A 22848-nucleotide genomic window follows, 5' to 3' on the forward strand; every position below is an offset into this window, starting at 1 on the left:
GCAGCGGTTCGACTTCGGCTACTTCGAGCTGACCGGCAAGCAGGTGCTCGCCCAGCTGAAGCGGCCGGTGCCGCCGCCGTCCTCTTCGACTGCTCGGCTCCCACCGACCGGGAGCCGGCGCACGATCACGACCTGCGCGCCGCGCCACTGCCCTTCCCGGTGCTCGGCGTGGAAGCCGGCCCCGCGAAGGAGTTCCGCATCGAGACCCGGACCCTGCGCGAACGCCGGGCCACCACCAATGTGATCGCCGGGAGCGCCTCGGACCTGCACCCGGAGAACCGGAACGTGGTCATGGTCGGCGCGCACCTGCTCGACCAGCTCACCGACGGGGCGGCGTACGCGGTGCAGCACTTCGCGCACTCGGTCCAGGAAGTGCGCGGTTCTCCTGGCCAGGCTGGTCGTGGGAACACCCGAATTCCCTGCCGGTGGACAGAACGGGGTGGAGTGCCATTCCGACAACTGGTTCCGGCTTGGCTGAGTAAGGAAACGCCCGTGGCGCGTCTCCCTTTCCGGGGACGCGCCACGGGACGGTCACCTCAGCCGACCTTGACCCAGTTGGTGCACATGAACTGGCCGTTCTCGGTGGCGCAGCCGCGGTACCACAGCCCGTAGGCGACGGAGGTGGTGCCGGCGAAGCCCTGGCCTTGGGCCACCCAGCCCTCGTGCGGGCCGCCAGGGTTGTTGGTGCGGTCCAGGTACACGGTCTTCGGGACTCGCTGGCCGTCCTTGAGCAGGACCACCTGGGCCTCGACCGGGTTGCCGCCCGGCCGCCAGAACGTCGTGGTGCTCAGCGTTCCCCAGCCGTTGGCCTCGTTGCACCAGTTGATGTGCTGATCCGGCGGGTACGGGCCGCTCCCGCAGCCGCCTGCCGCGGACGCGGGCGTCGCGGCCAGGCCGGACAGGGCCGCGCCGAGGACGGCGGCGGCCACCCCGGTGCGGAAGAAGCGGCCGGGCCTTTTCTCTGACTTCACTGAAATTCCCCTATATTTCACGTGAAACTGTTTCGCTATCGCAGTTGTGCGATGCCGCGAGGCTAGAGGGGCCGCGACGAACTGTCCGGCGAATGCCTGAATCCCCTACTTTCGTAGGGGCTCGCAGCACGACCGAGCGCCTCCGACGATCACGTCCGCCGGGTCGGCACCATCGGGATGTCGGCGGGGTGGACCACGGCGGCGGAGCCGATCTCGGTGACCGGGGCGTCGGTGTCCCAGGTGGCGGCGTCCAGGGCGTCCGGCTCCGGGCGGAGCCGCCAGCGCTGGGCGATCGTGGCGATGTGCACGACCATCTCGACGCGGCCGAAGATGGTGCCCGGGCAGATGTGCCCGCCCGCGCCGAACGGGATCCACGAGCGCTTGGGCAGCTGCCGGTCGGTGTCCCAGCGGTCCGGGTCCCAGCGGTGCGGGTCGGGGTACCAGCGCTCGTCCCGGCACACGGTGTTGGGGCTGTAGATCATGAACGCGTTCTTCGGGATGCGCACCCCGCCCAGCTCGGTCTCCTCCGCCGCCTGCCTGGTCAGCATCCACGGGCAGTACATCCGCAGGCACTCGTCGACCACCCGCTGCGTGACGGGCAGCCGGGGGATGTCGTCGGCCGTGACCGGCCTGCCGCCGAGCACCTCGTCCAGTTCGGCGTGCAACCGCCGTTCGACGTCCCGGCGGCGGGCCAGGTTCTGGAAGGCGAAGGTCATCATGTTGCCGGTGGTCTCGGTCCCGGCGAGGACCAGCGCCATGATCTCGTTGAGGATCTGCGCGTCGGTGAAGGCGTCGCCGGTCTCCTCGTCGCGCACCCGCACCATGATCGAGAGCACGTCGCCCCGGTCGGTCGCGTCCGCCCGGTAGGCCTTGATCACCTCGGCGGTGATCTCCCGCATCCGCCGGACCGAGGTGGTGAACCCGCGGTTTCCCTTGGTGGGGATGAGATCCAGCAGGAAGCCCGGCAGCACCAGGCGCCGGAACAGACCCTTCAGGAACACCGGCAGCAGCTCGTGCAGCTCCGCCACGACGTCCTTGCTCGCCTCGGACGAGAGCAGCGCGGTGACCACGGTCATCAGGGCGAGGTCGTTCATGTCGGTGCGCAGCGAGAACGGCTCGTCCGCCCGCCACTGCTCGCTGCGCCGTGCGGACAGCCCGGTCATCAGCGAGACGTAGCCGTCGACCCGCTGCTGCCGGAACGCCGGGGCCAGCATCCGCCGCCGCTTGCGGTGCTCCTCACCGCTGAGCGTGCTGCTGGCGTCGCCGAGCAGCGGCTTCATCTTCTCCGACAGCAGCCCCTGCGGGTACAGCTCGGCCTTGCCGACCAGCATCTCGTGCAGCAGGTCGGGGTCGTTGACGACGAAGGCGTTCTTGGGGCCGAGGCCGATCCGCACCACGCCGCCGTGCCGGGGGAGCGAGCGGAAGAAGTCCAGCGGTTCGCGCCACAGCTTCAGCGCGTGCCCGGCGAGAAGGCGGCGTCCCGGGGCCACGGGGGCTATGTCCATAAAGGACGAGCGTAAGTTTCCGCTGATTTCCCGTCGTTAGGCGGAACGGGTTTTCGGCGCAGACTTTCCGGTGAGTTCTTCGGGCGATTCCGAAATGTGACCCGGATCGCTGCGATCCTCGGTTAGGGTCCTCGCTCCATTCGTCCCTGCTCCTTTCGGGATTCCTCCGGTGCTTTCCTTACCTGAGCTGTTCGAGCGGCAGGTCCGGCTGACCCCGGACGCGCCCGCCGCGGTGCACGGGGACGCGGTGCTGACCTACCGCGAGCTGAACGCGCGGGCCAACCGCCTCGCCCACGCGCTGATCCAGCGCGGCGCCCGCCCTGAACGCTTCGTCGCCGTCGTGCTGCCGAGGACGCTCGACCTCCCGGTCGCGCTGCTCGCGGTGCTGAAGACCGGCGCGGCTTACCTGCCTGTCGACCCGGACCATCCGGTGAAACGCATCGCACTCATGCTCGCCGATGCCCGGCCGGTCGAGGTGGTGAGCGCCGTCGAATCCTTGGACGGCTATCCGGATTCCGATCCCGACATCCGGGTGGCCCCGTCGAGCGCCGCCTATGTCATCTATACGTCAGGTTCCACGGGGCATCCCAAAGGCGTTGTCGTCAGTCACGGCGCGCTCAGCTCGTACCTGACTTTCGCGAAGGACGCGTATCCCGGCGCGCGGCGGAGCGCCGTGGTGCACTCGCCGATTTCCTTCGACCTCACGGTCACCGCGCTGTACACGCCTTTGGTGTCGGGTGGTCGCGTCTGCCTGGACGAGTGGCCGCGCGAAGTGGAGTTCGTCAAGGCGACGCCGGCGCACATCGCGCTGCTGCCCGAGCTTCCCGCGGTGACCGACCTGGTGGTCGGCGGCGAACAGCTCACCGGCGAGGCGCTGCGGTCATGGCGTGAACGGCATCCCCGGGCCGCGATCGTGAACGAGTACGGCCCGACCGAGGCGACGGTGGGGTGCGTCGTGCATCGCGTCGAGCCAGGCGACGCGTTGCCGTCCGGTCCGGTGCCGATCGGGCGGCCGATCCCCGGCGCACGGATTCACGTGCTGGACGAACGGCTGCGCCCGGCCGTTGTCGGGGAGATCTACATCGCCGGAGACGGTGTCGCTCGTGGCTATCTGAACCGCCCTGGGCTCACCGCGGAACGGTTCGTCGCGTGCCCGTTCGGGCCGCCGGGATCGGTGATGTTCCGGAGCGGGGACCTCGCGCGGTGGACCGAGCCGGGGGAGCTGGAGTACCTCGGTCGGGCAGATCGGCAGATCAAGGTTCGCGGCCACCGCATCGAGCCCGCGGAGGTGGAGGCGGCGTTGCTCGCCGACCCTCGCGTGGCCGAGGCTGCCGTGATCGCCCGCGCTGATCGACTCCTCGCCTACGTTGTACCCAATGCGGCATTCGTTACGTCCAGCGAAACAAGTGCCACATTGGGTACACAACAACTCCAAGGGTTGCCTGGGTACATGGTGCCCGCGGCGGTGGTGGTGATCGAGGCGCTGCCGCTGACCGCCAACGGCAAGGTCGACCGCGACGCCCTGCCCGACCCCGACTTCGCCGAGCTGGTGTCGGGTGCGGCTCCGCGCACTCCGGTCGAGGCGGCGTTGTGTGCCGCTTTCGCCGACGTGCTCGGGCTCGGAAGAGTGGGCGTGGACGACGATTTCCTTGCCCTGGGTGGACATTCGCTCTTGGCGTTGCAGGTGGTGAACAGGATCCGGGCGGTGCTCGGAGTGGATGTTCCCCTGCGGCTGGTGTTCGACGCGCGTACCCCAGCGCGGCTCGCGGAGATGCTGCCGGAGACAGTGCGGGACGCGCTTGTCGCGAGGCGACGTCCGGCCCGGCTGCCGTTGTCCTTCGCGCAGCAACAGATGTGGTTGGCGCATCAGGTCGAGGGCGCGGGCTCGGCGTACAACGTCCCGCTCGCCTGGAGGGTCACGGGCGATCTGGACATCGCGGCCCTGCGTGCCGCCGTGGCTGATGTGCTTGCCCGGCACGAGAGCCTGCGCACGATCTTCCCGATCGTCGACGGTGCGCCGTACCAGCTGGTTCTCGATGAGCCCGAGGTGCCGCTCACCGTCGGGCCTGCCGATGTTGAGCACGTGTTCGCGTTGGAGCGGGAGATCCCGATCCGCGTGTTCGTGGCGGGCGACTTGATCACGGTGGTGCTGCACCACATCGCCAGCGACGAGTGGTCGATGCGGCCACTCGTCGAAGATCTCGCCAGTGCTTACACCGCCAGGGTCGCAGGGCGTGCGCCGGACTGGTCGCCGCTGCCTGTGCAGTACGCGGATTTCGCCTTGTGGCAACGAGAGCAGCCGATGGACGCGCAGCTGGCCCACTGGCGCGAGGCGTTGCGCGGACTCCCGGACGAGACCGCTTTGCCGACCGATCGGTCCCGCCCGGCGGTGGCTTCGGCCCGTGGTGGTGCTGTCGAGTTCGCGCTCGATCCGTCGTCACTCGCGCGGGAACTCGACGCCAGCACATTCGTGATCTTCCATGCCCTCGTCGCGGTGTTGTTGACCAAACTCGGGGCGGGCACGGACATCCCCCTGGGGACGCCCATGTCCGGCCGAGCCGACGAGGCGTTGCGGGACCTGGTCGGCTACTTCCTCAACACCATCGTGCTGCGCACGGACACATCGGGGAACCCCACGTTCGCCGAACTGGTGGAACGGTTGCGGGAAAACGATCTCGCCGCCTTCGAGCACGGTGACCTGCCGTTCGAGCGGCTGGTCGAGGAGCTGAACCCGCCGAGGAGTACCGCGAGGCACCCGCTGTTCCAGGTGATGGTGGTGTACCTGCCCGAGCCGCGGGCGGCACTACGCCTGCCCGGGCTTGTCGTCGAGCCCGAACCCGTGGTGCAGACGACGTCGAAGTTCGATCTGTGCTTCACCCTGGTCGGTGAGATCGGGAGGATCGAGTACCGAGCCGATCTCTTCGACGAGTCCGCAGTGGATGAGTTCGCGCTCCGCCTGGGCCGCGTGTTCGAGGCGGTGGTCGCCAACCCCCGGACTCGGATCAGCGAGATCGATGTGCTGTCCACAGTAGAGCGAAGGAGCATGCTGTCGGACTGGGACAACGATGCCGTTCCCAACGCTCCGACGACATTGCCGGACGTGTTCGAAGCGCAGGCCGCACGCACCCCGGATGCCGTTGCGCTGGTCGGAGAAGGCGTCCGGCTGACCTTCGCCGAACTCGACGCCAGAGCGAATGCGGTGGCGCACGAGCTGGTCGCACGTGGTGCGGGGCCAGAGAAGATCGTCGCGCTGCTCCTGCCGCATTCGGCGGAGATGGTGATCGCGATCCTCGGCGTGCTCAAGGCGGGGGCCGCGTATCTCGCCATCGACGTGGAGTATCCGCAGCAACGCATCGACCTCATGCTGAGGGAAGCGAAGCCCGCGGTCGTGCTGAAAGAGCTGCCGTTCTCCGCCGCAGAGGCTGCTCCGCCCAGAGCGTTGCTGCCGGAGCATCCCGCCTACGTGGTTTTCACCTCCGGCTCCACGGGCGTGCCGAAGGGGATTCTGGTCGAGCACCGCAACGTCGTGAACCTGCTGCGGCGGCATTCCGACGATCTCCATCCACTGCTGGAGCGCCGGACCCGCGTGGTGCACGTCGCCTCGTGGTCCTTCGACGCCGCAACGGACTCGTTGCTGTGGTTGCTGGGCGGGCATGAGCTGCACGTGGTGGGCGACGACGTGCGACGTGATCCCGAAGCGCTTGTCCAGTACGTGCGTGCGGAGCGCATTGACTGCCTCGAAACGTCGCCGTCGTACTTCCAGCACCTCATGGCACTCGGAGTCGACACCGCTGTGGTCCTGCTCGGCGGAGAAGCCGTTCCAGATCCATTGTGGACAGAGTTGAGACGCAGCTCTGTGCGGGCGTACAACTTCTACGGTCCGGCTGAGTGCACGGTGAACACGGTGATCGCTGACGTGCGTGAAACGGCGCAGCCCGTCATCGGTCGACCGATTCGCAACACGCGGGCCCATGTCCTGGACGGGCACCTCCAGCCGGTGCCACCAGGTGTGGTCGGAGAGCTTTATCTTGCGGGGGAACAGGTCTCGCGGGGCTATCTCGGTCGTCCTGCTCTCACGGCGCAACGCTTCATCGCGGATCCCTTTGCCGGTGACGGAACGCGTCTCTACCGCACGGGTGACCTGGCCCGGTGGAATCGCGATGGAACACTGTCCTTCATCGGCCGTGCTGATGACCAGGTGAAGGTCCGCGGAATCCGGATCGAGCCCGGCGAGATCGAGGCGGTATTGCTCGCTGATCCGGCCGTGGCGCAGGCAGTCGTGATCTCTCAGGGCGAAAGGCTGGTCGCCTATCTCGTACCGCGAGGAGCTGACCGTGACGTCCTGCCACGGTTGCGATCAGTCCTGCCCGAGTACATGGTGCCGTCGATCGCGGTGTGGATCGACGCCATCCCGTTGACTCCGCATGGGAAGGTCGACCGAGCAGCGTTGCCCACCCCGGAGCCGCCCAGGCCGGGACGCGCGCCGCGTACGCAGCGCGAACGAGTCCTGTGCGAACTCTTCGCGGAGTCGCTGGAACTGCCGGAGGTCGGCATCGACGACAACTTCTTCGAGCTGGGCGGGCATTCACTGCTCGCGATGCGTTTGACGGGCCGGATCAGATCAGTGCTTGGAGTCGATCTAGCTGCACGCGCGTTGTTCCGGACGCCCACCGTCGCCGGGCTCGCCGGTCCCGTCGATGCGGAACCGAACGCGCTGGCCGTCGTGCTTCCGTTGCGGGAGAAAGGGGATGGGGCGCCCGTGTTCTGCGTTCACCCGGTCTCCGGGCTCGGGTGGTGCTACTCCGGGCTGTTGCGCCACATCGATGGCGAACATCCGGTCTACGCCTTGCAAGCGCGAGGAATCGCGGAGCCGGACCGCTGTGCGGAGACCATTGACGAGATGGTGTCCGACTACCTCCATCAGATCCGCGCGGTCCGCCCTGAAGGCCCGTACCACCTGGTCGGCTGGTCGTTCGGCGGTGTGATCGCACAGGCGCTCGCGGCCCGGCTAGGCGCGGAGGTTGTTTCGCTCACGGTGCTGAGTGCCTATCCGCACAACGGTTCCGCGCCGGTGGACGAGCACACGGTCCTCGCTGGATTCCTCGCCAACCTCGGTCTGACGACGGACGAGAAGCAGCTGACTCGTGCCCGCGCCGCGGAGATCGTCGAGCGGATGGTGCACCTTGACCCCGACACGGTGTCGGCGCTGACGAAGTACGCGATCGGTGGTGTTCCAGTGGTTCGAAGCCTCGAAGGCCACGTTCCCGAGCGCTTCGAAGGTGACATGCTGTTCTTCACCGCCGGCCCGGAGGAGACCGCGACACCCTGGGCGCCTTACATCGGCGGGCGGATCGAAGAACACCGGATCGCCTGTGCGCACGCGGACATGATGCGTCCCGGACCGCTCGCCGAGATCGGCCCGATCATCGCCGGGAACCTGAGGTGGTCGCGATGATCTGGGGCTTTCCCGGTGTGCTGCTGTTCATGCTGGGGGAGGGGATCGACCAGGGCTTCCTCTCCGCCTACCTGTCGGATCGAGGAGTGTCGCTGCACTCGATCGCCATGCTGTTCACTGTGCGCGGTGTCGCAGTGGGTGTGGCGTCATGGCTTTCCGGTGCCCTTTCCGATCTGTGGGGCCCGCGCAAGGTGATGTGGGTGGGCAGCGTGATCTGGGCGGTGTTCCAGGTGCTGTTCCTCACCGTCGCACTGCCCACATTGGACTTCTCGCTGCTGCTGGTCAGCTTCGCGTTGCGCGGCTTCGGCTTTCCGTTGTTCGCCTTCGCGTTCCTCACGTGGCTCACCGCGGTGACGCCGGAGCAACGACTGGGCCGCGCGGTCGGGTGGTTCTACTTCTGTTACGTCGGCGGGCTGCTGGTGTTCGGCGCGTTGTCGGCGAGCGTGCTCGTGCCGTGGCTGGGCACCTACCCGACGTTGTGGTTCGCCTTGCTGTGCATGGCCTGCGGCTGTCTCATGACGCTCTTGCTGGTGCGGGAGACCAGCGCGCCCGCGGCAACGGACAACCCGCTCGCGGTGCTGTTCGGCAGCGTGGCGATCCTGTGGCGCAATGGGAAAGTCGGCGTCGGCGCGGTGGTCCGCTGCATCTGCAGCTCGGCCTACGACGCCTATCCGGTGTTGATGCCGATCTTCTTCACCCAGACCATCGGGTTCAGCCTCGCCGAATGGCTGCGGCTGTCCTTCGTGATGTGCGCGACGACCATGGTGTGCAATCTGATCTTCGGTGCCGTCGGCGACCGGATCGGCTGGCGACGCACCATCGCGTGGTTCGGCGGAGTCGGCTGCGCGGTCACGCTCCTGCTGCTCTACTACGTTCCGTTGCTGGCAGGACAGCAGTACGCGCTCGCCCTGGTCGCCGCCGCGCTCAACGGGGCTCCGGCCGCCGCCTACGCCCCGCTGTCCGCTTTGGTGCCCGCGCTGGCTCCTGGGAACAGGGGGCAGGCAATGGCCGCGCTCAATTTGGGTGCAGGTGCGAGCATGCTTGTCGGCCCGGCCATCGTCGCCGCCTTCTTCCCGCTGGTCGGAATGGCCGGAGTTGTCTGGATTTTCGCCGGTCTGTACCTGCTCAGCGCGGTTCTGGTCGCCTTCCTGAAGCCTTCCTGAACGAATTTCGCTACATTCGCGTCCGTGGAAGAGCGCACCCTGGCCGTACCGGCCTCAGTGGACAGTCCGGTCCGGCCGCGGCCGCCCAAGAGCCGGCTCGCCGCCTGGCTGCTGCAGAACCGGGTACAGCCGGTCGGCCCGGAGACCGGGGAGGGCCACGGCACACCCCAGTCCTGGTGGAAGGTCATGTGCCTGACCGGCGTCGACTACTTCTCCACGCTGTCCTACCTGCCCGGCATCGCCGCGCTCGCGGCGGGCGCGCTGTCCCCGCTCGCGACGCTGCTGATCGTGGCGCTGACGCTGCTCGGCATGCTGCCGATGTACCGCAGGGTGGCCAGGGAGAGCCCGCACGGCCAGGGCTCGGTCGCCATGCTGGAGGACCTGCTGCCGTTCTGGCGCGGCAAGGTCTTCGTGCTCGTCCTGCTCGGGTTCGTCGCCACCTCGTGGATCATCACCATCACCCTGTCCTCGGCCGACGCCACCGTGCACGCATTGGAGAACCCGCTGGCGCCGGAGTTCCTGCACGGGCAGGAGGTGCTGATCACCGTCGTGCTGCTGCTGGTGCTCGGCGGGGTGTTCCTGCTCGGCTTCAGCGAGGCGGTCGGCGTGGCCATCCCGCTGGTCGCGATCTTCCTGCTGCTCAACGCGATCACCGTGGGCGCGGCCGTGGTGGAGCTGTTCACCTCGCCGGTCGCGGTGTCCTCGTGGTGGGACGCGCTCACGCACAGCCCCGGCGGCCTGCCCGGCGCGATCGGCGCCGCCGTGCTGGCGTTCCCGATGCTGGTGCTCGGGCTCTCCGGGTTCGAGACCGGTGTCAGCATGATGCCGCTGGTCGCCGCGAAGGGCGAGACCGAGCGCGAGCGGCTGGACAACCGCATCCGCAACACCCGCAAGCTGCTCACCGCCGCCGCGGTGATCATGTCGGTGTACCTGGTCGCGACGAGCTTCGTGACCACGATGCTCATCCCGGGCCCGGAGTTCGCCCCCGGCGGCAAGGCGAACGGGCGGGCCATGGCCTACCTGGCGCACCAGCAGCTCGGCGAGGGCTTCGGCACCGTATACGACATCAGCAGCATCCTGATCCTGTGGTTCGCAGGCGCCTCCGCGATGGCCGGGCTGATCAACATCGTGCCCCGCTACCTGCCCTCCTACGGCATGGCGCCGGACTGGGGGCGCGCGGTGCGGCCGGTGGTGCTGGTCTACACCGCGATCAGCATCGGCATCACCATCGCCTTCGGCGCCGACGTCAACGCGCAGTCCGGCGCCTACGCGACCGGCATCCTGGCGATGATGGTCTCCGGCTCGGTCGCGGTGACCATCTCCGCGGCCCGGCACCGCCAGCGCGGGGCGCTGTTCGGCTTCGGCGTGCTGACCCTGGTGCTGCTCTACGCCCTGGTGGAGAACGTGATCGAGAAGCCGGACGGCATCGCGATCTCGGCGGTGTTCATCGCGGGCATCGTGGTCATCTCGCTGATCTCCCGGGTCAGCCGCACCACCGAGCTGCGCGCGGAGCGGATCGAGTTCGACGAGGCCGCGCGGCGCTTCGTCACCGACTCGCTGGACCACGACTCCGCGCTGAACATCATCGCCAACCAGCGGCAGGCCGGGGACAACGCCGAGTACTCGGCCAAGGAGGCCGCCCAGCGCGGGATGAACCCGGTCCCCGGCGCCGCCGACGTGCTGTTCCTGGAGATCGACGTGGTGGACCCGTCGGACTTCAGCGACGTGCTGCGGGTGCGCGGGGTGGAGATCGACGGGCACCGCGTCCTGCGCGCGGACAGCCCGGCGGTGCCCAACGCCATCGCCGCGATCCTGCTGGCGCTGCGGGACACCACCGGGGTGCGGCCGCGCTGCCACTTCGAGTGGTCGGAGGGCAACCCGCTCACCCACCTGTTCCGCTACCTGATCCTCGGCAAGGGCGACACCGCGCCGGTGGTCCGGGAGATCCTGCGCACGGCGGAGGAGAACCCGGACCGCCGGCCCGGCATCCACGTCGGCGGCTAGAAGGCGTTCACCCCGGTCAGCTCCGCCGACAGCGCCCACAGCCGCGCGGCCTCGTCGCGGTCGATCGCGTAGCTGCGCACGCCGGGCGCGTCGTCGTCGGAGACCTCGGCGACCTCGCAGTCCTCGCAGTAGACGCCGCCCAGCTCGGCCAGCCGCGGTGAGGTCGCGGCCCAGACCTGGGTGGACGCACCCTGTTCCGGGGTCTTGAAGGACGGGATCAACGCGTTGCCGTCCTCGTCGATCCAGCCCAGCTCGACCTGCTCGGCCTTGGGCAGGTGGCGCTGCAGCGGCGTCAGGATGCCGCCGGGGTGCAGCGAGAAGGACTGCACGCCGAAGGCGTTGAGCTGCACCGCGAACAGGATGTTGGCGGTCTTCGCCTGGCCGTAGGCCGCCCACTTGTCGTAGCCGCGCTCGAAGTGCACGTCGTCCCACCGGATCGGCGAGCGTCGGTGCCCGGCCGAGGACACCGACACGACCCTCGCGCCCGGGTTCAGCGCGGGCACGAGCCGGTTGGTCAGCGCGAAGTGACCGAGGTGGTTGGTGGCGAACTGCGCCTCCCACCCCGGACCGACGCGGGTCTCCGGGCACGCCATGATCCCGGCGTTGGTGATCAGGATGTCGATGCGCCGTCCCGCAGCCAGGAACCGCTCCGCGAAGCCGCGGACGCTGTCCAGGTCACCGAGGTCCAGCTCGTCCACCTCCGCGATGTCACCGACCGCCTCCTCGGCCGTGGCGCGCCGCCGCGCCGGGACGACCACCGTGGCGCCGGCGCGGGCCAGGGCGCGAGTGGTCTCCAATCCCAGACCGGAATAGCCGCCGGTGACGATCGCCAGCCTGCCGGTGAGGTCGATACCGTCGAGCACCTCGTCGGCGGTGCTCCTGGCCCCGAACCCGGAGCCGATCTTGTGCTGAGCCGTTGTCATGCCATCGAGGCTAGGAATTGGAGCGCGCTCCAAGTCAAACGCGAGGGGGTAGGGATGATCTGTCTGGTCACCGGCGCTTCGTCGGGCATCGGCCATGCCACCGCACTGGAGCTGCTGCGCGCGGGGCACGTCGTCTACGCGGTGGCGAGGCGGTTGGAGCGCATGGACGACCTGCGCGAGGCGGGCGCGCACACCATGACCGTGGACATCACCGACGAGGTGGCGACCGAGCGCGTCGTGCGCACGATCCTTGAGGAGCAGCACCGGATCGACGTGGTGGTCAACAACGCCGGGATCGCGGTGCACGGAGCGGTCGAGGACGTTCCGCTCAAGCGCGCCCGTGAGCTGTTCGAGGTGAACCTCTTCGGCGCGGGGCGGCTGACCCAGCTGGTGCTCCCGTCGATGCGCGCGCAGCGGTCAGGCACGATCGTGAACATCTCCTCGGTCGGCGGCGAGATCGCCCTCCCGCTCGGTGCCTGGTACTACGCGTCCAAGCACGCCCTCGAAGCGTTCTCCGACTCGCTGCGCCAGGAGGTCGGCCGGTTCGGCATCGGCGTCGTGGTCGTCCAGCCCGGCCTGATCGCCACGGAGATCCAGGACGGCACCGCGGCGGAGCTGCGCGAACTGTCCGGTCAGGGCGCGTACGCCCGGCTCGCCGAGGCGATGGCGGCGCGCACGGAGTCCGGGCAGGCACAGCGGCACAAGCTCTCCGATCCCTCAGTGGTGGCACGCGCGGTCCTCGCCGCGGTCACCGCGGACCGGCCGAAGTCGCGCTACGCGGTGGGATACCTGGCCAAGCCCCTGCTGTGGCTCAACCGGCTGTTCTCCGACCGCCGGTTCGACAAGATCGCCACACGCAGGCTGGACCGTTGACCTCAACCGAGGTTGAGTTCCTACGGTCGGTCCCATGGAGTACTCACACAGCGATGACCAGCTCGCGGGGCAGCCGATCGGCTACTGGGCGTGGGCCGCGCACAAGGCCGCGGTCACCTTCATCCGGACCGCCCTCGCCGAGCACGACCTCACCCAGCCGCGGTGGTGGGTGCTGAACCAGCTGGCCGAGGGGGACAAGACCCGCGCCGAGGTGACCTCGGTCCTGGAGGGCTACCTGGACGTCGGCGCGGACCTGCAGCCGGAGATCGACGCCGTGCTCGACCGGGGCTGGGCCGTCTCCGGTCCCGGTGGGCTGGCGCTCACCGAGGACGGCAGGGCGCTGCACACGAAGATCGCGCTGCTGCAACGGGACCTGCGGGCGCGCATCCACGAGGGGATCCCGGACGAGGAGTACGTGCGCGCGCTCAAGGTCCTCCAGCGCATGATCCACAACGTTGGCGGGGCCGCGTGGCACCACTGACTTGCGTTGGAGCGCGCTCCAACTCCTAGGTTCAGTGGCGAACACCGAGTCGAGAGGTAGTGAGTCACGATGGAGATCCGTGAACTGGGGCGGCAGGGACTGCGGGTGTCGGCCCTCGGGCTGGGGTGCATGGGGATGAGCCGGTCCTACGGCACCCCGGACGACACCGAGTCGATCGCCACCATCCACCGCGCGCTCGACCTGGGGTGCACCTTCTTCGACACGGCCGAGATGTACGGGCCGTTCGTCAACGAGGAGCTGCTCGGCCGGGCGCTGCGCGGCAGGCGCGACGAGGCGGTCGTGGCCACCAAGTTCGGCTGGGAGTTCGACGAGAACGGCAAGCAGGGCGAGCTCAACAGCCGTCCCGAGCACATCAGGTGGGTCGTCGAGCAGTCGCTGCGGCGGCTGGAGACCGACCACCTCGACGTGCTCTACCAGCACCGGGTGGACCTGAACGTGCCGATCGAGGACGTCGCGGGCGCGGTCGGTGAGCTGGTCGAGGCGGGGAAGGTGCGCTACTTCGGCATGTCCGAGGCCGGGGCGAACACGATCCGGCGCGCGCACGCGACCTTCCCCGTTTCGGTGCTGCAGAGCGAGTACTCGCTGTGGGAGCGGGACATCGAGGCGGAGATCCTGCCGGTGCTGCGGGAACTGGGCATCGGCCTGGTGCCGTACGCGCCGCTGGGCCGGGGCTTCCTGACCGGGGACGCGATGCGCGCGGAGGACTACCCGGAGACCGACTACCGCCGCACGGACCCCCGGTTCCAGGGCGCGAACTTCGACGCCAACATGGCCGCGGCCACCTCGGTGCGCGAGATCGCCGAGCGCAAGGGGGCCACGCCCGCCCAGATCGCGCTCGCCTGGCTGCTCAGCCGCGGTGAGGACGTGGTGCCGATCCCCGGGACCAAGCGGCGGGAGCGGCTGGAGGAGAACCTGGCCGCGGCGGAGATCGAGCTGGGCGCCGACGACCTCGCGGCGCTCGACCTGGGCGAGACGGCCGGGCCGCGCTACCCGGAAGCCTTTCTGTCGATGAGCGGCCGGTAGTCGCGGCGAAATAGCCTCCCGGAGCCCCGGGAGGCTATTTCACCATCCTTTTCAGAAAGTCACGTCACCGCACTGGTAGAAAGCGTTGCCGGTATCGGCGATATCCCACACGGCGAGGATCAGGTGCCGTCCGGTCCGCGCGGGCAGCTTTCCGGTGTGGGTCACCGTCGAACCGGGCCGGGCCCCGTTGAAGTTCACCGTGTAGAACGGCGCCGGGTCCAGCGCGGCGCGGGTGAGCGGTGCGGCCGGGTTCCAGCCGTCGCGGGTGATGAAGTAGCGGAACGAGGTGGTCGCGTGCGGCGCGGTCAGGGTCCAGCTGAACGTCAGGTTCTGCCCGGAGCTGACCTTCCGCGCGGGCCACGATCCGCCGCGCGGGTCGTCCAGCTGCGCGAACTGTCCCAGGCCACCGGCGCAGATGCGGCCGTCACCCGGTCCGCGGGCGGGGAAGCCCTTCGGGCCCTCCACGCTCTGCGGTTCCCACTGGATCGGCCCGCAGTTGGACACCGCGCCGGTCTTGCACAGGTAGGCCCGGCTCGGGACGTTGGTCGTGTAGCCGTGCGCGCCGGCCACGCCGGTGAGCACGAGCGGAAGGGCCACGCAGGCCGCGGCCACCGCGCTGATCCGTCCAAGAATCTTGCTTGCCACCGATACTCCTCATGCTGAGCAGGATGAAGCATGATCGCGGCGGCGGAGAATTCGCAGGGAATAGGACCGTAGCGGACGGTGCGACGGTAGCCGTACCGCCACAAGCGTGTCTTTTCCGTTGCTCTTCGCGCAATGACAAGGGCCCGTCCGATCATTTCGGACGGGCCCTCGTGCGGGATCGGTACTAGCTGACCGTCGCCTTGATGAACTTGACTTCCTTCTTGGGCTTGCCGCCACCCGGGTTCGGGTCGAAGGAGCCGTCGTGCCCGGCGCGGGCGACGTCGTCGACGAGCTTCAGGCCGTCCTCGCCGATGGTGCCGAAGACGCTGTAGTCCGGGCTCAGCGCGGCGTTGCCGTAGACGATGAAGAACTGGCCGCCGGTGCTGTTCGCGGCGCTGGTCTTGGCCATCGCCAGGTAACCGCGGCCGTAGGTGAGCTCGGGCCAGACCTCCTCGGCGAAGGCGTAGCCGGGACCGCCTGAGCCGTCCGGGTTCGGTGCGCCGCACTGCAGCATCTGCAGGCCCTCGGTGCTGATCCGGTGGCAGACCGAGTCGTTGTAGTAGCCCTGGTTGACCAGGCTGATCATGCTGTTCACCGCGCACGGGGCCAGCGAGCGGTCCAGCGTCAGCGGCAGGGTGCCGATGTTGGTCTCGATGTTGACCTTGACCGTGCCGGTGGAGGAGATGTCCTTGCCCTCGGGGGCCTTCGCGCCCTTGGCGGCGGGCTCGCCCTGGGTGGGCTTGTACTCGCAGGTCACCTTCGGGGGCAGCGGAGTCGGCCGGGTGGCGGGCTTGGCGAGCTCGGTCGGGATCTCCAGCGGCTTCGCGGCCGGCTCGGTCTCCGTCGGCATCGTCGTGATCCAGAAGATCAGCGCGACGACCAGGACCGTTCCGCCGACGGCGGAGGAGATTCCGATGACGCGGCGCCGCTTGGCGCGCTGGGCGCGACGCTCCAGCTGACGCGCCAGTTTCCGCTTCGCGGCCTGGCGGCGCTGCTCGTTGCTCGGCACAGTGCTCCCTCCCGAGGATCGTGCGTGACGGGGCAGTCTAGGGAACACGGTGTGAACCCGGTGTGGCACGCCGCCCCGTTAGGCTGACGCCGAAATTCTCTCCTGTCCGTGAACACCGCTTTCCCGGAGGTCTCCACTGTGCTCGTCGCAGGCTTCCCGGTCGGCGCGCTGCAGGCCAACTGCTTCCTGCTCGCCCCGGCCGAAGACGCCGACTGCGTCATCATCGACCCAGGTCAGGACGCTGTCGAACCGATCGAGGAGGCCCTGCGCAAGCACCGGCTGACGCCGGCGGCGGTGCTGCTCACCCACGGCCACTTCGATCACGTCTTCTCCGCCGCCGAGGTGTGCCGGGCGCACGGGGTGCCCGTCTGGATCCACCCGGAGGACCGGGCCATGCTCGCCGACCCCGCGCGCGCACTCGGCCCGACGGCCACCGCGCTGTTCGGCGGCCGGATCGAGATGGCCGAACCGGACGAGGTCCGCGAGCTGGCCGGGGACTCCGTGCTGGAGCTGGCCGGCCTGAGCTTCACCGTCGACCACACGCCGGGGCACACCAAGGGCTCGGTCTGCTTCCGCATCAGCACCGAGGAGGGCGGCAGTCTGCTGTTCTCCGGCGACACCCTCTTCGCGGGCTCCATCGGCCGCACCGACCTGCCCGGAGGGGACACCGAGGAGATCATGCGGTCGCTGAAGGAGAAGATCCTGCCGCTGCCCGACGACACCGTGGTCCTGCCCGGGCACGGCCCCGCGTCGACGATCGGCCGGGAACGCGTGACCAACCCGTTCCTCTCCGGCGGTGGCGCGTCCTTCCCCACCAGGGGGCTGTGAGTGGTTCCGCTCGATCTCCTCTCGCCCGACCTGCTGCGCAGGCGCGCGCTGCTGGTGGGCTTGGCCGGTGGCCTGATCGCGGCGCTGCTCGGCGTCCTCGTCGCGCTGCTGCTCGACCCCGTGGCCGGACTCGTCCTGTTCGTGGTGCTCGCGCTCCCGCCGTCGCTGCTCTCGTTCGCCGAGTCCCGCAAGCGCAGCTGGCTGGACGGGCGCGTGCTCACGGTGCGCGGCCTGAGCACCACCAGCGCCGACCTCGCCGAGGTCACCGACCTGGGCGTGCTGGTCAGTCAGGCGAAGGGCCTGCGCACGGTCAGCCTGCTGGTCACCGCGGGCGGCAGGACGATCTCGGTCGGGCTCGCGATCTACGCCGAGGACCGGCTGCGGGAACTGGAGCCCCTGGCCCTGCGCAAGCTCGCCGACGCGCTCAGCGCCACAGGGCAGCCCCACGCGCTGCTGTTCTCCGAGCTGCTGGTCGCGCAGTTGCGCGCGGAGGCGAGGGAGGCCGCGCTCGACGAGCGGCCGCTGTTCGTGCTCGCGGCGGCGGCCGAGGAGGGCAAGCTCGCGCAGCGGATCGCCCCCGAGGTGGTGTCAAAGCTCGTCGCCTCCCTGTGAACCGTCTCCCCGCGAACCTTGCGGCCCGTTCGAACACGTGTTCGAATCATAGTCATGAGGTGGGACAGCCAGCGCGACGACCGGATGACCGCGACCCTGCCGGGGGCTGGAGTACTCCACCACCCCGACGCCGGGCTTCGCCGACGTCACCTTCCACGAGGTCCGGGCGAAGTCGGTGCTGTCCAAGGTGGCGGGCGGCTCGTCGATGCCGTTCGGCTGGACGGTCAACCCGTACCGAGGCTGCTCCCATGCCTGTACTTATTGCTTCGCCAGGGATTCGCACACCTACCTCGACCTCGACTCCGGCCGGGACTTCGACACGCAGGTCATCGTCAAGATCAACGCACCCGAGGTGCTGGCCGCGCAGCTGCGCTCGCCGAAGTGGACGCGGGAACACGTCGCGATGGGCACGAACACCGATCCCTACCAGCGCGCCGAGGGTCGTTACCAGCTCATGCCGGGGATCATCCGCGCGCTCGCCGACGCGCGGACGCCGTTCTCGATCCTGACCAAGGGCACGGTGATGTCGAGGGACATCCCGCTGCTGGCCGAGGTCGGCCAGCGGGTGCCGATCGGGATCGGCGTGTCGATCGCGCTGCTCGACCGTGAGCTGCAGGCCTCGCTCGAACCGGGGACGGCCAGCCCGCAGGCGCGCCTCGAACTGGTCCGGCGGGTGCGCGAGGCCGGGCTCCCGTGCGGCGTGTTCGTCGCCCCGGTGCTGCCCTGGCTGACCGATTCGGTGGCACGGCTCGACGACCTGCTGGCCTCCGTCCGCGAGGCCGGGGCGACGGGGGTGACGGTGCTGCCGCTGCACCTGCGGAAGGGCGCGCGCGAGTGGTTCTTCGCGTGGCTGGCGCGCGAACGCCCGGACCTCGTCGCGGGCTACCACCGCGTCTACGGCAGGGGCAGCTACGCCGATCCGCGCTACCGGCGCTGGCTGGGCGAGCGGGTGGCGCCGTTGCTGCGCAGGCACGGCCTCCAGCAGGGCATGGGCAGGTCCAGTGCCGGAGACGTCGCGGACCTGTGGCCGGAGGGCGCGTTGCCGGAGGCGCTCAACCCGGCGAATCTGCGGCAGGAGCAGCTGACGCTCCTGTAGGAATCCTGTGGTTTTCCACAGCAGACCCGGCGGTTTTCCGCAATGCCCACCCCGGCCCGCCCTTCCTAGATTCGTCGGCATGACCACCGCGACGGCGACCCCGGACCTGGTCCGGCTCTTCCTCAACGAGATCAGCAAGGTCGACCTGCTGCGCGCCGACGAGGAGGTGGAACTGGCCAAACGCGTCGAGGCGGGCCTGTACGCCGCGGAACTGTTGCGCGGCAACGACAAGCGCACGGTGCGCGAGCGCGCCGAGCTGCGCTGGCTGGAGCGCGATGGGCGGCAGGCGAAGCGTCAGCTGCTGGAGGCGAATCTGCGCCTGGTGGTCTCGCTGGCCAAGCGACATACCGGTCGGGGTCTGCCGCTGCTGGACCTGATCCAGGAGGGCAACCTCGGCCTGATCCGCGCGGTGGAGAAGTTCGACTACACCAAGGGATACAAGTTCTCCACCTACGCGACGTGGTGGATCCGCCAGGCGGTCACCCGGGCGCTGGCGGACCAGGCGCGGACCGTCCGGATGCCCGTGCACCTCGTCGACACCCTCAGCAAGATCAAGCGGGTGCAGCGCGATCTGCTGCGGTCGCTCGGCCGCGATCCGACGCCGGAGGAGGTGGCGCGGGAGGCTGGGCTCACCGTGGCGAAGGTGGAGGAGATCCGGCGGTGCGCCCTCGACCCGTTGTCGCTGGACATGCCCGTCGGTGAGGAAGGCAGTTCCCGGCTGGGCGACTTCATCGAGGACACCCGCGCGGTCGACGTGATCGAACTGCTGTCCTCGGAACGGATGCGCAAGCAGCTGGACGCCGTCCTGGACACGCTGTCGGAGCGCGAGGCTGGGGTGCTGCGGCTGCGATTCGGCCTCTCCGGGGGCGAACCCCGGACTCTGGGGCAGATCGGGGCGGTCCTCGGCCTGACCCGGGAACGCATCCGGCAGATCGAGGTCAGGGCACTGTGCAAGCTGCGCCACCCGTCACGGTCACAGGCCCTGCTCGTCCACCTCGACTAGGTCGTGTCCTGCAAGTCATCGCAGCCACGGCACGATCGCGGCGATGACGAGTTCGGCTTGGGAGTAGGCGGCGCGTTTGGCGTAGTGGGTGGCGAGGTCGCGGAACTGTTTGAGTCGGTTGGAGCAGCGTTCGACCACGTTGCGCTGCTTGTACAACTCGGCGTCGAAGGCGGGAGGTCGCCCACCACATGAGCCTTGGGCTGCGCGGCGGGCGATCTGATCTGTGCGTTCCGGGCTGACGAAGGTAATCCCTCGCCGACGTGACGCTTGCCGGGTCGAGGGATGTGAGTACGCCTTATCCGCGATCACCGCGCCCGGCCGCGATCGCGGATGTCCCGGCCCGTCACGCCGGATGCGGATGCCCTCAAGCAGCGGCAGCAACTGCGGGTTGTCCCCGGCCTGCCCGGCGGTGCGCAACACCCGCATCGGCAGGCCCCGCCCGTCGACCGCGAGGTGGATCTTGGTGCTCAGTCCTCCTCGTGACCGCCCCAGTCCTTCACCCGCGACCGCGAGGGCTTCGACTTCGGCGCCGCAGCCCCCTTTTTCCGGGCTCCGGTCGCGTGCTGATGAGCCCGCACAACGCTGGAGTCCACATTGATCACCCACTCGAGCTCGCCGACGGAGTCGTCCTTGACGATCACCTCGTCCAGGATCTTCTGCCAGGTACCGTCCTTGGTCCACAACCGCAACCGCTCATGCGCGGTCTTCCACGGCCCATACCGTTCCGGCAGATCACGCCACGGCGCACCGGTCCGCAGCTTCCACAGAATCGCGTTGATCACCTGCCGGTGATCACGCCGCCGCCGACCACCAGACACCGGCGGCAGCAACGGCTCGATCACCGCCCACGCCCCGATCGGTCAACTCACCCCGGCCCACCACACGCCACAACTACCAGACGGCCTGATCAACCGCTTACAGGACAGGGCCTAGGCCGTGTTCCGCGCAGGCGGCCAGTCCCGCGCGAGCAAGCCGAAAAGGAGGTCGTCTGTCCATTCACCCTTGATCCAGGTGAACTCCGGTCGGTGGCCTTCCCGGCGGAAACCGACGCGTTCCAGGAGGCGGGCCGACGCGGTGTTCCGCGCGTCGCACTCCGCCGAGACCCGCCGCAACCCTTGGGAGACAAGGAGGTGATCCACGACGCGTGATACCGCTTCGGTCGCGTACCCGCGTCCCTGGTGCTCCCTGGCGAAGGTGAAGCCGATCTCTGCCTGCATGCGGTTCTCGTGCAGGTTCACCCCGACGTCCCCGATCAGCGCATCGGTGCCGCGCAGCTCCACCGCGTACTGGAACCACCCCGGCGCATCCGGGTCGAGTCCGGCGAACTCGTCTACCAGCTCACATGCGTCTACTGTGGACAGAGGTGTTTCCCAGGGCTGGTAGCGCGCCACCTCCGGATCCGACCGGTAGGCGCAGAACACCGCGACATCGTCACCTCGGAAGCGCCGCAGTTCCAGCCGCTCGGTCAGCATGGGCTCCAGTATTTCGGATCTACGGCTCGGTGCGGCACGGGAGGGAAACCGAAGCGGCGCACGATGCCCCGCCCGGTCGTGCCGCCAGTGCGCGCTCCGGCCCACGCCGTTCCGGCGGTATCAGTCGGCGGGCGCGCCGAACCAGCGGAAGAGGTGGTCGTCCAGGTCCCGCTGATCCTCGCCGATCCAGGCGACGTGGCCGTCCGGGCGTAGCAGGACGCACGGAACATCCAGTGCCGCAGTGGGATCCGCGACGTAGTCGACCCGGTCCGACCAGCCGCCGACGGTCAGGCGTTCGGTGCGGTCCAGCAGCAGGCCGCGGCCGTGATGCAGCAGACCGTAGAGACGGCCCTGTTTCACGTCGATGTCGCGCTGGCGGCGGCCGAGCAGGGCCGGGCCTTCGCCGAAGTCGTAGCGGATGCCGATCGCGATGATCTTCTCGATCAGGTGGCGGTTCACCTCGTCGAAGTCCATCAGCTCGGTGAGCAGCCTGCGCACCGCCCGCGGACCCGGTTCGGTGGACAGCAGTTCCATCTGGGCGCGGGTGTTGTCCAGGACGTCCTCGGCGACCGGATGACGTTCGGCCTGGTAGCTGTCCAGCAGGGTTTCCGGTGCCCAGCCGCGGATCTGTGCGGCCAGTTTCCAGCCGAGGTTGAACGCGTCCTGGACGCCCAGGTTGAGGCCCTGCCCGCCGATGGGCGGATGGATGTGTGCCGCATCGCCTGCCAGCAGCACCCGCCCGACCCGATAGCGTTCGGCCAGCCGCGTGGCATCCCCGAAACGGGACAACCAACGCGGTGAGTGCACACCGAAATCGGTTCCGGCGATGGCCCGCAGCTGCTGTTGGAAATCCTCCAGGGTGGGAGGTTCCGCGCGATCGCTGACTCCCGCGGCGGGGACCACGACGCGATAGACCCCTTCGCCGAAGGGCCCGAGACTGAAGGACTTGGTCGTCTCGTGGATTTCGGTCACCTTGGCAGCGATCTCCTCCTGCGGCACGCCCACCTTCATCTCGCCCATCAGCGTCTCGGTTCGCGAGGGTTCGCCGGGGAAGCCGACGCCGAGCAGTGTGCGCACCGTACTGCGCGCGCCGTCGCAGCCGACGAGATAACGCGCACGCAGCTGTTCGCCGTCGCCCAGTTCGACGGTCACGCCCTCGCCGTCCTGCTCAAGACCAGTGACCGCACAACCGTGCCGAACCTGCGCACCCAGTTCGGTCGCACGTTCTTCGAGCAGGCGAACGATGACCGGCTGCGGGATGCCCAGCAGATAGGCGTGCGCGGTGTCCAAGCCCTTGGGTGCGGGTTTGGCGATGGCGGCGAAGAATCCGGCGGCCGGACGCTGCCTGCCGTGTTCGAGGAGGCGGTCCAGTAGTCCGCGCATCGCCATCAGCTCGAGACTGCGAACGTGCAGGCCGACGATGCGGACGAACGACACCGGCTCGGTTTCCTTTTCCAGAACCAGTACCCGCACATCGTGCAGGCGCAGCTCGGCGGCCAGCATCGCGCCAGTCGGCCCGCACCCGGCGATGATCACATCGAACATCAGGGGCGCGGTCGACGACGGCTCGGCGGTGAACTGCTGAGAGTGCATAGGTGTTGCCCTTCGGGAGTGCGTTCTTGGCGAAGCGCTCCCGGCGACACCCGTGTCAATCGCCGGCCGTGACGGGATGGGGGAGCACCCACAGCGCTACAGCGTTCATGGGTCTCACCTCCTCGGGCGATGTCACGGTCCAGCGCAAGCTACAAGCCCGGCCTGCACACC

General features: G+C 68.9%; 17 protein-coding genes and 2 pseudogenes. 10 read left to right on the top strand and 9 right to left on the bottom strand.

Annotation, left to right across the window (positions count from 1 at the left end; translation table 11 throughout):
- Positions 1-18: 18 nt before the first annotated feature.
- From BLT28_RS38330 to BLT28_RS38340, 3 genes are all read right to left on the bottom strand, one after another.
- Positions 19-360, bottom strand: coding sequence for a hypothetical protein (locus BLT28_RS38330; protein WP_030430129.1), 342 nt, complete (start codon positions 358-360; stop codon positions 19-21).
- A 176-nt stretch (positions 361-536) separates the two neighbouring features.
- Positions 537-971 (bottom strand): hypothetical protein, encoded by a 435-nt coding sequence (locus BLT28_RS38335; RefSeq protein ID WP_030430128.1) that lies wholly within the window; start codon positions 969-971, stop codon positions 537-539.
- Between the two features lie 149 nt (positions 972-1120).
- Positions 1121-2476: a cytochrome P450 gene (locus BLT28_RS38340; RefSeq protein ID WP_030430127.1), complete on the bottom strand. Its 1356-nt coding sequence runs from the start codon at positions 2474-2476 to the stop codon at positions 1121-1123.
- 169 nt (positions 2477-2645) lie between these two features.
- On the opposite strand from BLT28_RS38340, the gene BLT28_RS38345 reads away from it, so the two are divergent.
- The 3 genes from BLT28_RS38345 to BLT28_RS38355 all read left to right on the top strand — a co-directional run bounded on the left by BLT28_RS38345 (position 2646) and on the right by BLT28_RS38355 (position 11098).
- The gene (locus tag BLT28_RS38345) at positions 2646-7931 is read left to right on the top strand and encodes an amino acid adenylation domain-containing protein (RefSeq protein WP_052407423.1); all 5286 of its coding nucleotides are present in this window, start codon (positions 2646-2648) and stop codon (positions 7929-7931) included.
- Positions 7928-9094 carry an MFS transporter gene (locus tag BLT28_RS38350; protein ID WP_030430125.1) on the top strand — a complete coding sequence of 389 codons (1167 nt, stop codon included), beginning with the start codon at positions 7928-7930 and terminating at the stop codon, positions 9092-9094. Before BLT28_RS38345 ends, BLT28_RS38350 begins: the two co-directional genes overlap by 4 nt.
- A 186-nt stretch (positions 9095-9280) precedes the next feature.
- On the top strand, positions 9281-11098 hold the full coding sequence (locus BLT28_RS38355; RefSeq protein WP_231950934.1) for an APC family permease: 1818 nt from the start codon (positions 9281-9283) through the stop codon (positions 11096-11098).
- On the opposite strand, the gene BLT28_RS38360 is transcribed toward BLT28_RS38355, so the two are convergent.
- Positions 11095-12021, bottom strand: a complete 927-nt coding sequence (locus tag BLT28_RS38360) for an SDR family NAD(P)-dependent oxidoreductase (RefSeq protein WP_030430123.1) — start codon at positions 12019-12021, stop codon at positions 11095-11097. The two genes, BLT28_RS38355 and BLT28_RS38360, sit on opposite strands and share 4 nt — an antisense overlap.
- Before the next feature lie 54 nt (positions 12022-12075).
- On the opposite strand from BLT28_RS38360, the gene BLT28_RS38365 reads away from it, so the two are divergent.
- The 3 genes from BLT28_RS38365 (at position 12076) to BLT28_RS38375 (ending at position 14419) form a co-directional block, all read left to right on the top strand.
- Entirely contained in the window at positions 12076-12894 is an 819-nt protein-coding gene (locus BLT28_RS38365; protein ID WP_030430122.1) for an oxidoreductase, read from the top strand.
- 34 nt (positions 12895-12928) lie between these two features.
- Positions 12929-13375, top strand: a complete 447-nt coding sequence (locus BLT28_RS38370) for a MarR family winged helix-turn-helix transcriptional regulator (protein WP_030430121.1) — start codon at positions 12929-12931, stop codon at positions 13373-13375.
- Positions 13376-13444: 69 nt separating this feature from the next.
- Positions 13445-14419, top strand: coding sequence for an aldo/keto reductase (locus BLT28_RS38375; RefSeq protein WP_030430120.1), 975 nt, complete (start codon positions 13445-13447; stop codon positions 14417-14419).
- A gap of 51 nt (positions 14420-14470) precedes the next feature.
- Here BLT28_RS38375 and BLT28_RS38380 read toward each other — a convergent pair whose 3' ends face one another.
- Entirely contained in the window at positions 14471-15064 is a 594-nt protein-coding gene (locus BLT28_RS38380) for a lytic polysaccharide monooxygenase auxiliary activity family 9 protein (protein WP_052407422.1), read from the bottom strand.
- Between the two features lie 184 nt (positions 15065-15248).
- On the bottom strand, positions 15249-16073 hold the full coding sequence (locus BLT28_RS38385) for a peptidylprolyl isomerase (RefSeq protein WP_030430118.1): 825 nt from the start codon (positions 16071-16073) through the stop codon (positions 15249-15251).
- A 138-nt stretch (positions 16074-16211) separates the two neighbouring features.
- Between BLT28_RS38385 and BLT28_RS38390 the strand changes: the two genes are divergently transcribed.
- From BLT28_RS38390 to BLT28_RS38405, 4 genes and pseudogenes are all read left to right on the top strand, one after another.
- Positions 16212-16901 (top strand): MBL fold metallo-hydrolase, encoded by a 690-nt coding sequence (locus BLT28_RS38390; protein WP_030430117.1) that lies wholly within the window; start codon positions 16212-16214, stop codon positions 16899-16901.
- On the top strand, positions 16902-17513 hold the full coding sequence (locus BLT28_RS38395) for a hypothetical protein (protein ID WP_030430116.1): 612 nt from the start codon (positions 16902-16904) through the stop codon (positions 17511-17513).
- Positions 17514-17688: 175 nt separating this feature from the next.
- The gene (locus BLT28_RS38400; RefSeq protein ID WP_231950556.1) at positions 17689-18609 is read left to right on the top strand and encodes an Rv2578c family radical SAM protein; all 921 of its coding nucleotides are present in this window, start codon (positions 17689-17691) and stop codon (positions 18607-18609) included.
- 91 nt (positions 18610-18700) lie between these two features.
- Positions 18701-19612, top strand: a pseudogene (locus BLT28_RS38405) (RNA polymerase sigma factor); the annotation flags it as partial.
- Between the two features lie 15 nt (positions 19613-19627).
- On the opposite strand, the pseudogene BLT28_RS38410 reads toward BLT28_RS38405, so the two are convergent.
- The 3 genes and pseudogenes from BLT28_RS38410 to rox all read right to left on the bottom strand — a co-directional run bounded on the left by BLT28_RS38410 (position 19628) and on the right by rox (position 22629).
- Positions 19628-20491, bottom strand: a pseudogene (locus BLT28_RS38410) (IS5 family transposase).
- Between the two features lie 50 nt (positions 20492-20541).
- A complete protein-coding gene (locus tag BLT28_RS38415) occupies positions 20542-21084 on the bottom strand; it encodes a GNAT family N-acetyltransferase (RefSeq protein WP_030430113.1) in 543 nt (180 codons plus the stop codon).
- Positions 21085-21204: 120 nt separating this feature from the next.
- Entirely contained in the window at positions 21205-22629 is a 1425-nt protein-coding gene (gene rox, locus BLT28_RS38420) for a rifampin monooxygenase (protein ID WP_043811882.1), read from the bottom strand.
- Positions 22630-22848: the final 219 nt, after the last annotated feature.

The sequence above is a fragment of the Allokutzneria albata genome, from assembly GCF_900103775.1.
Classification (GTDB): domain Bacteria; phylum Actinomycetota; class Actinomycetes; order Mycobacteriales; family Pseudonocardiaceae; genus Allokutzneria; species Allokutzneria albata.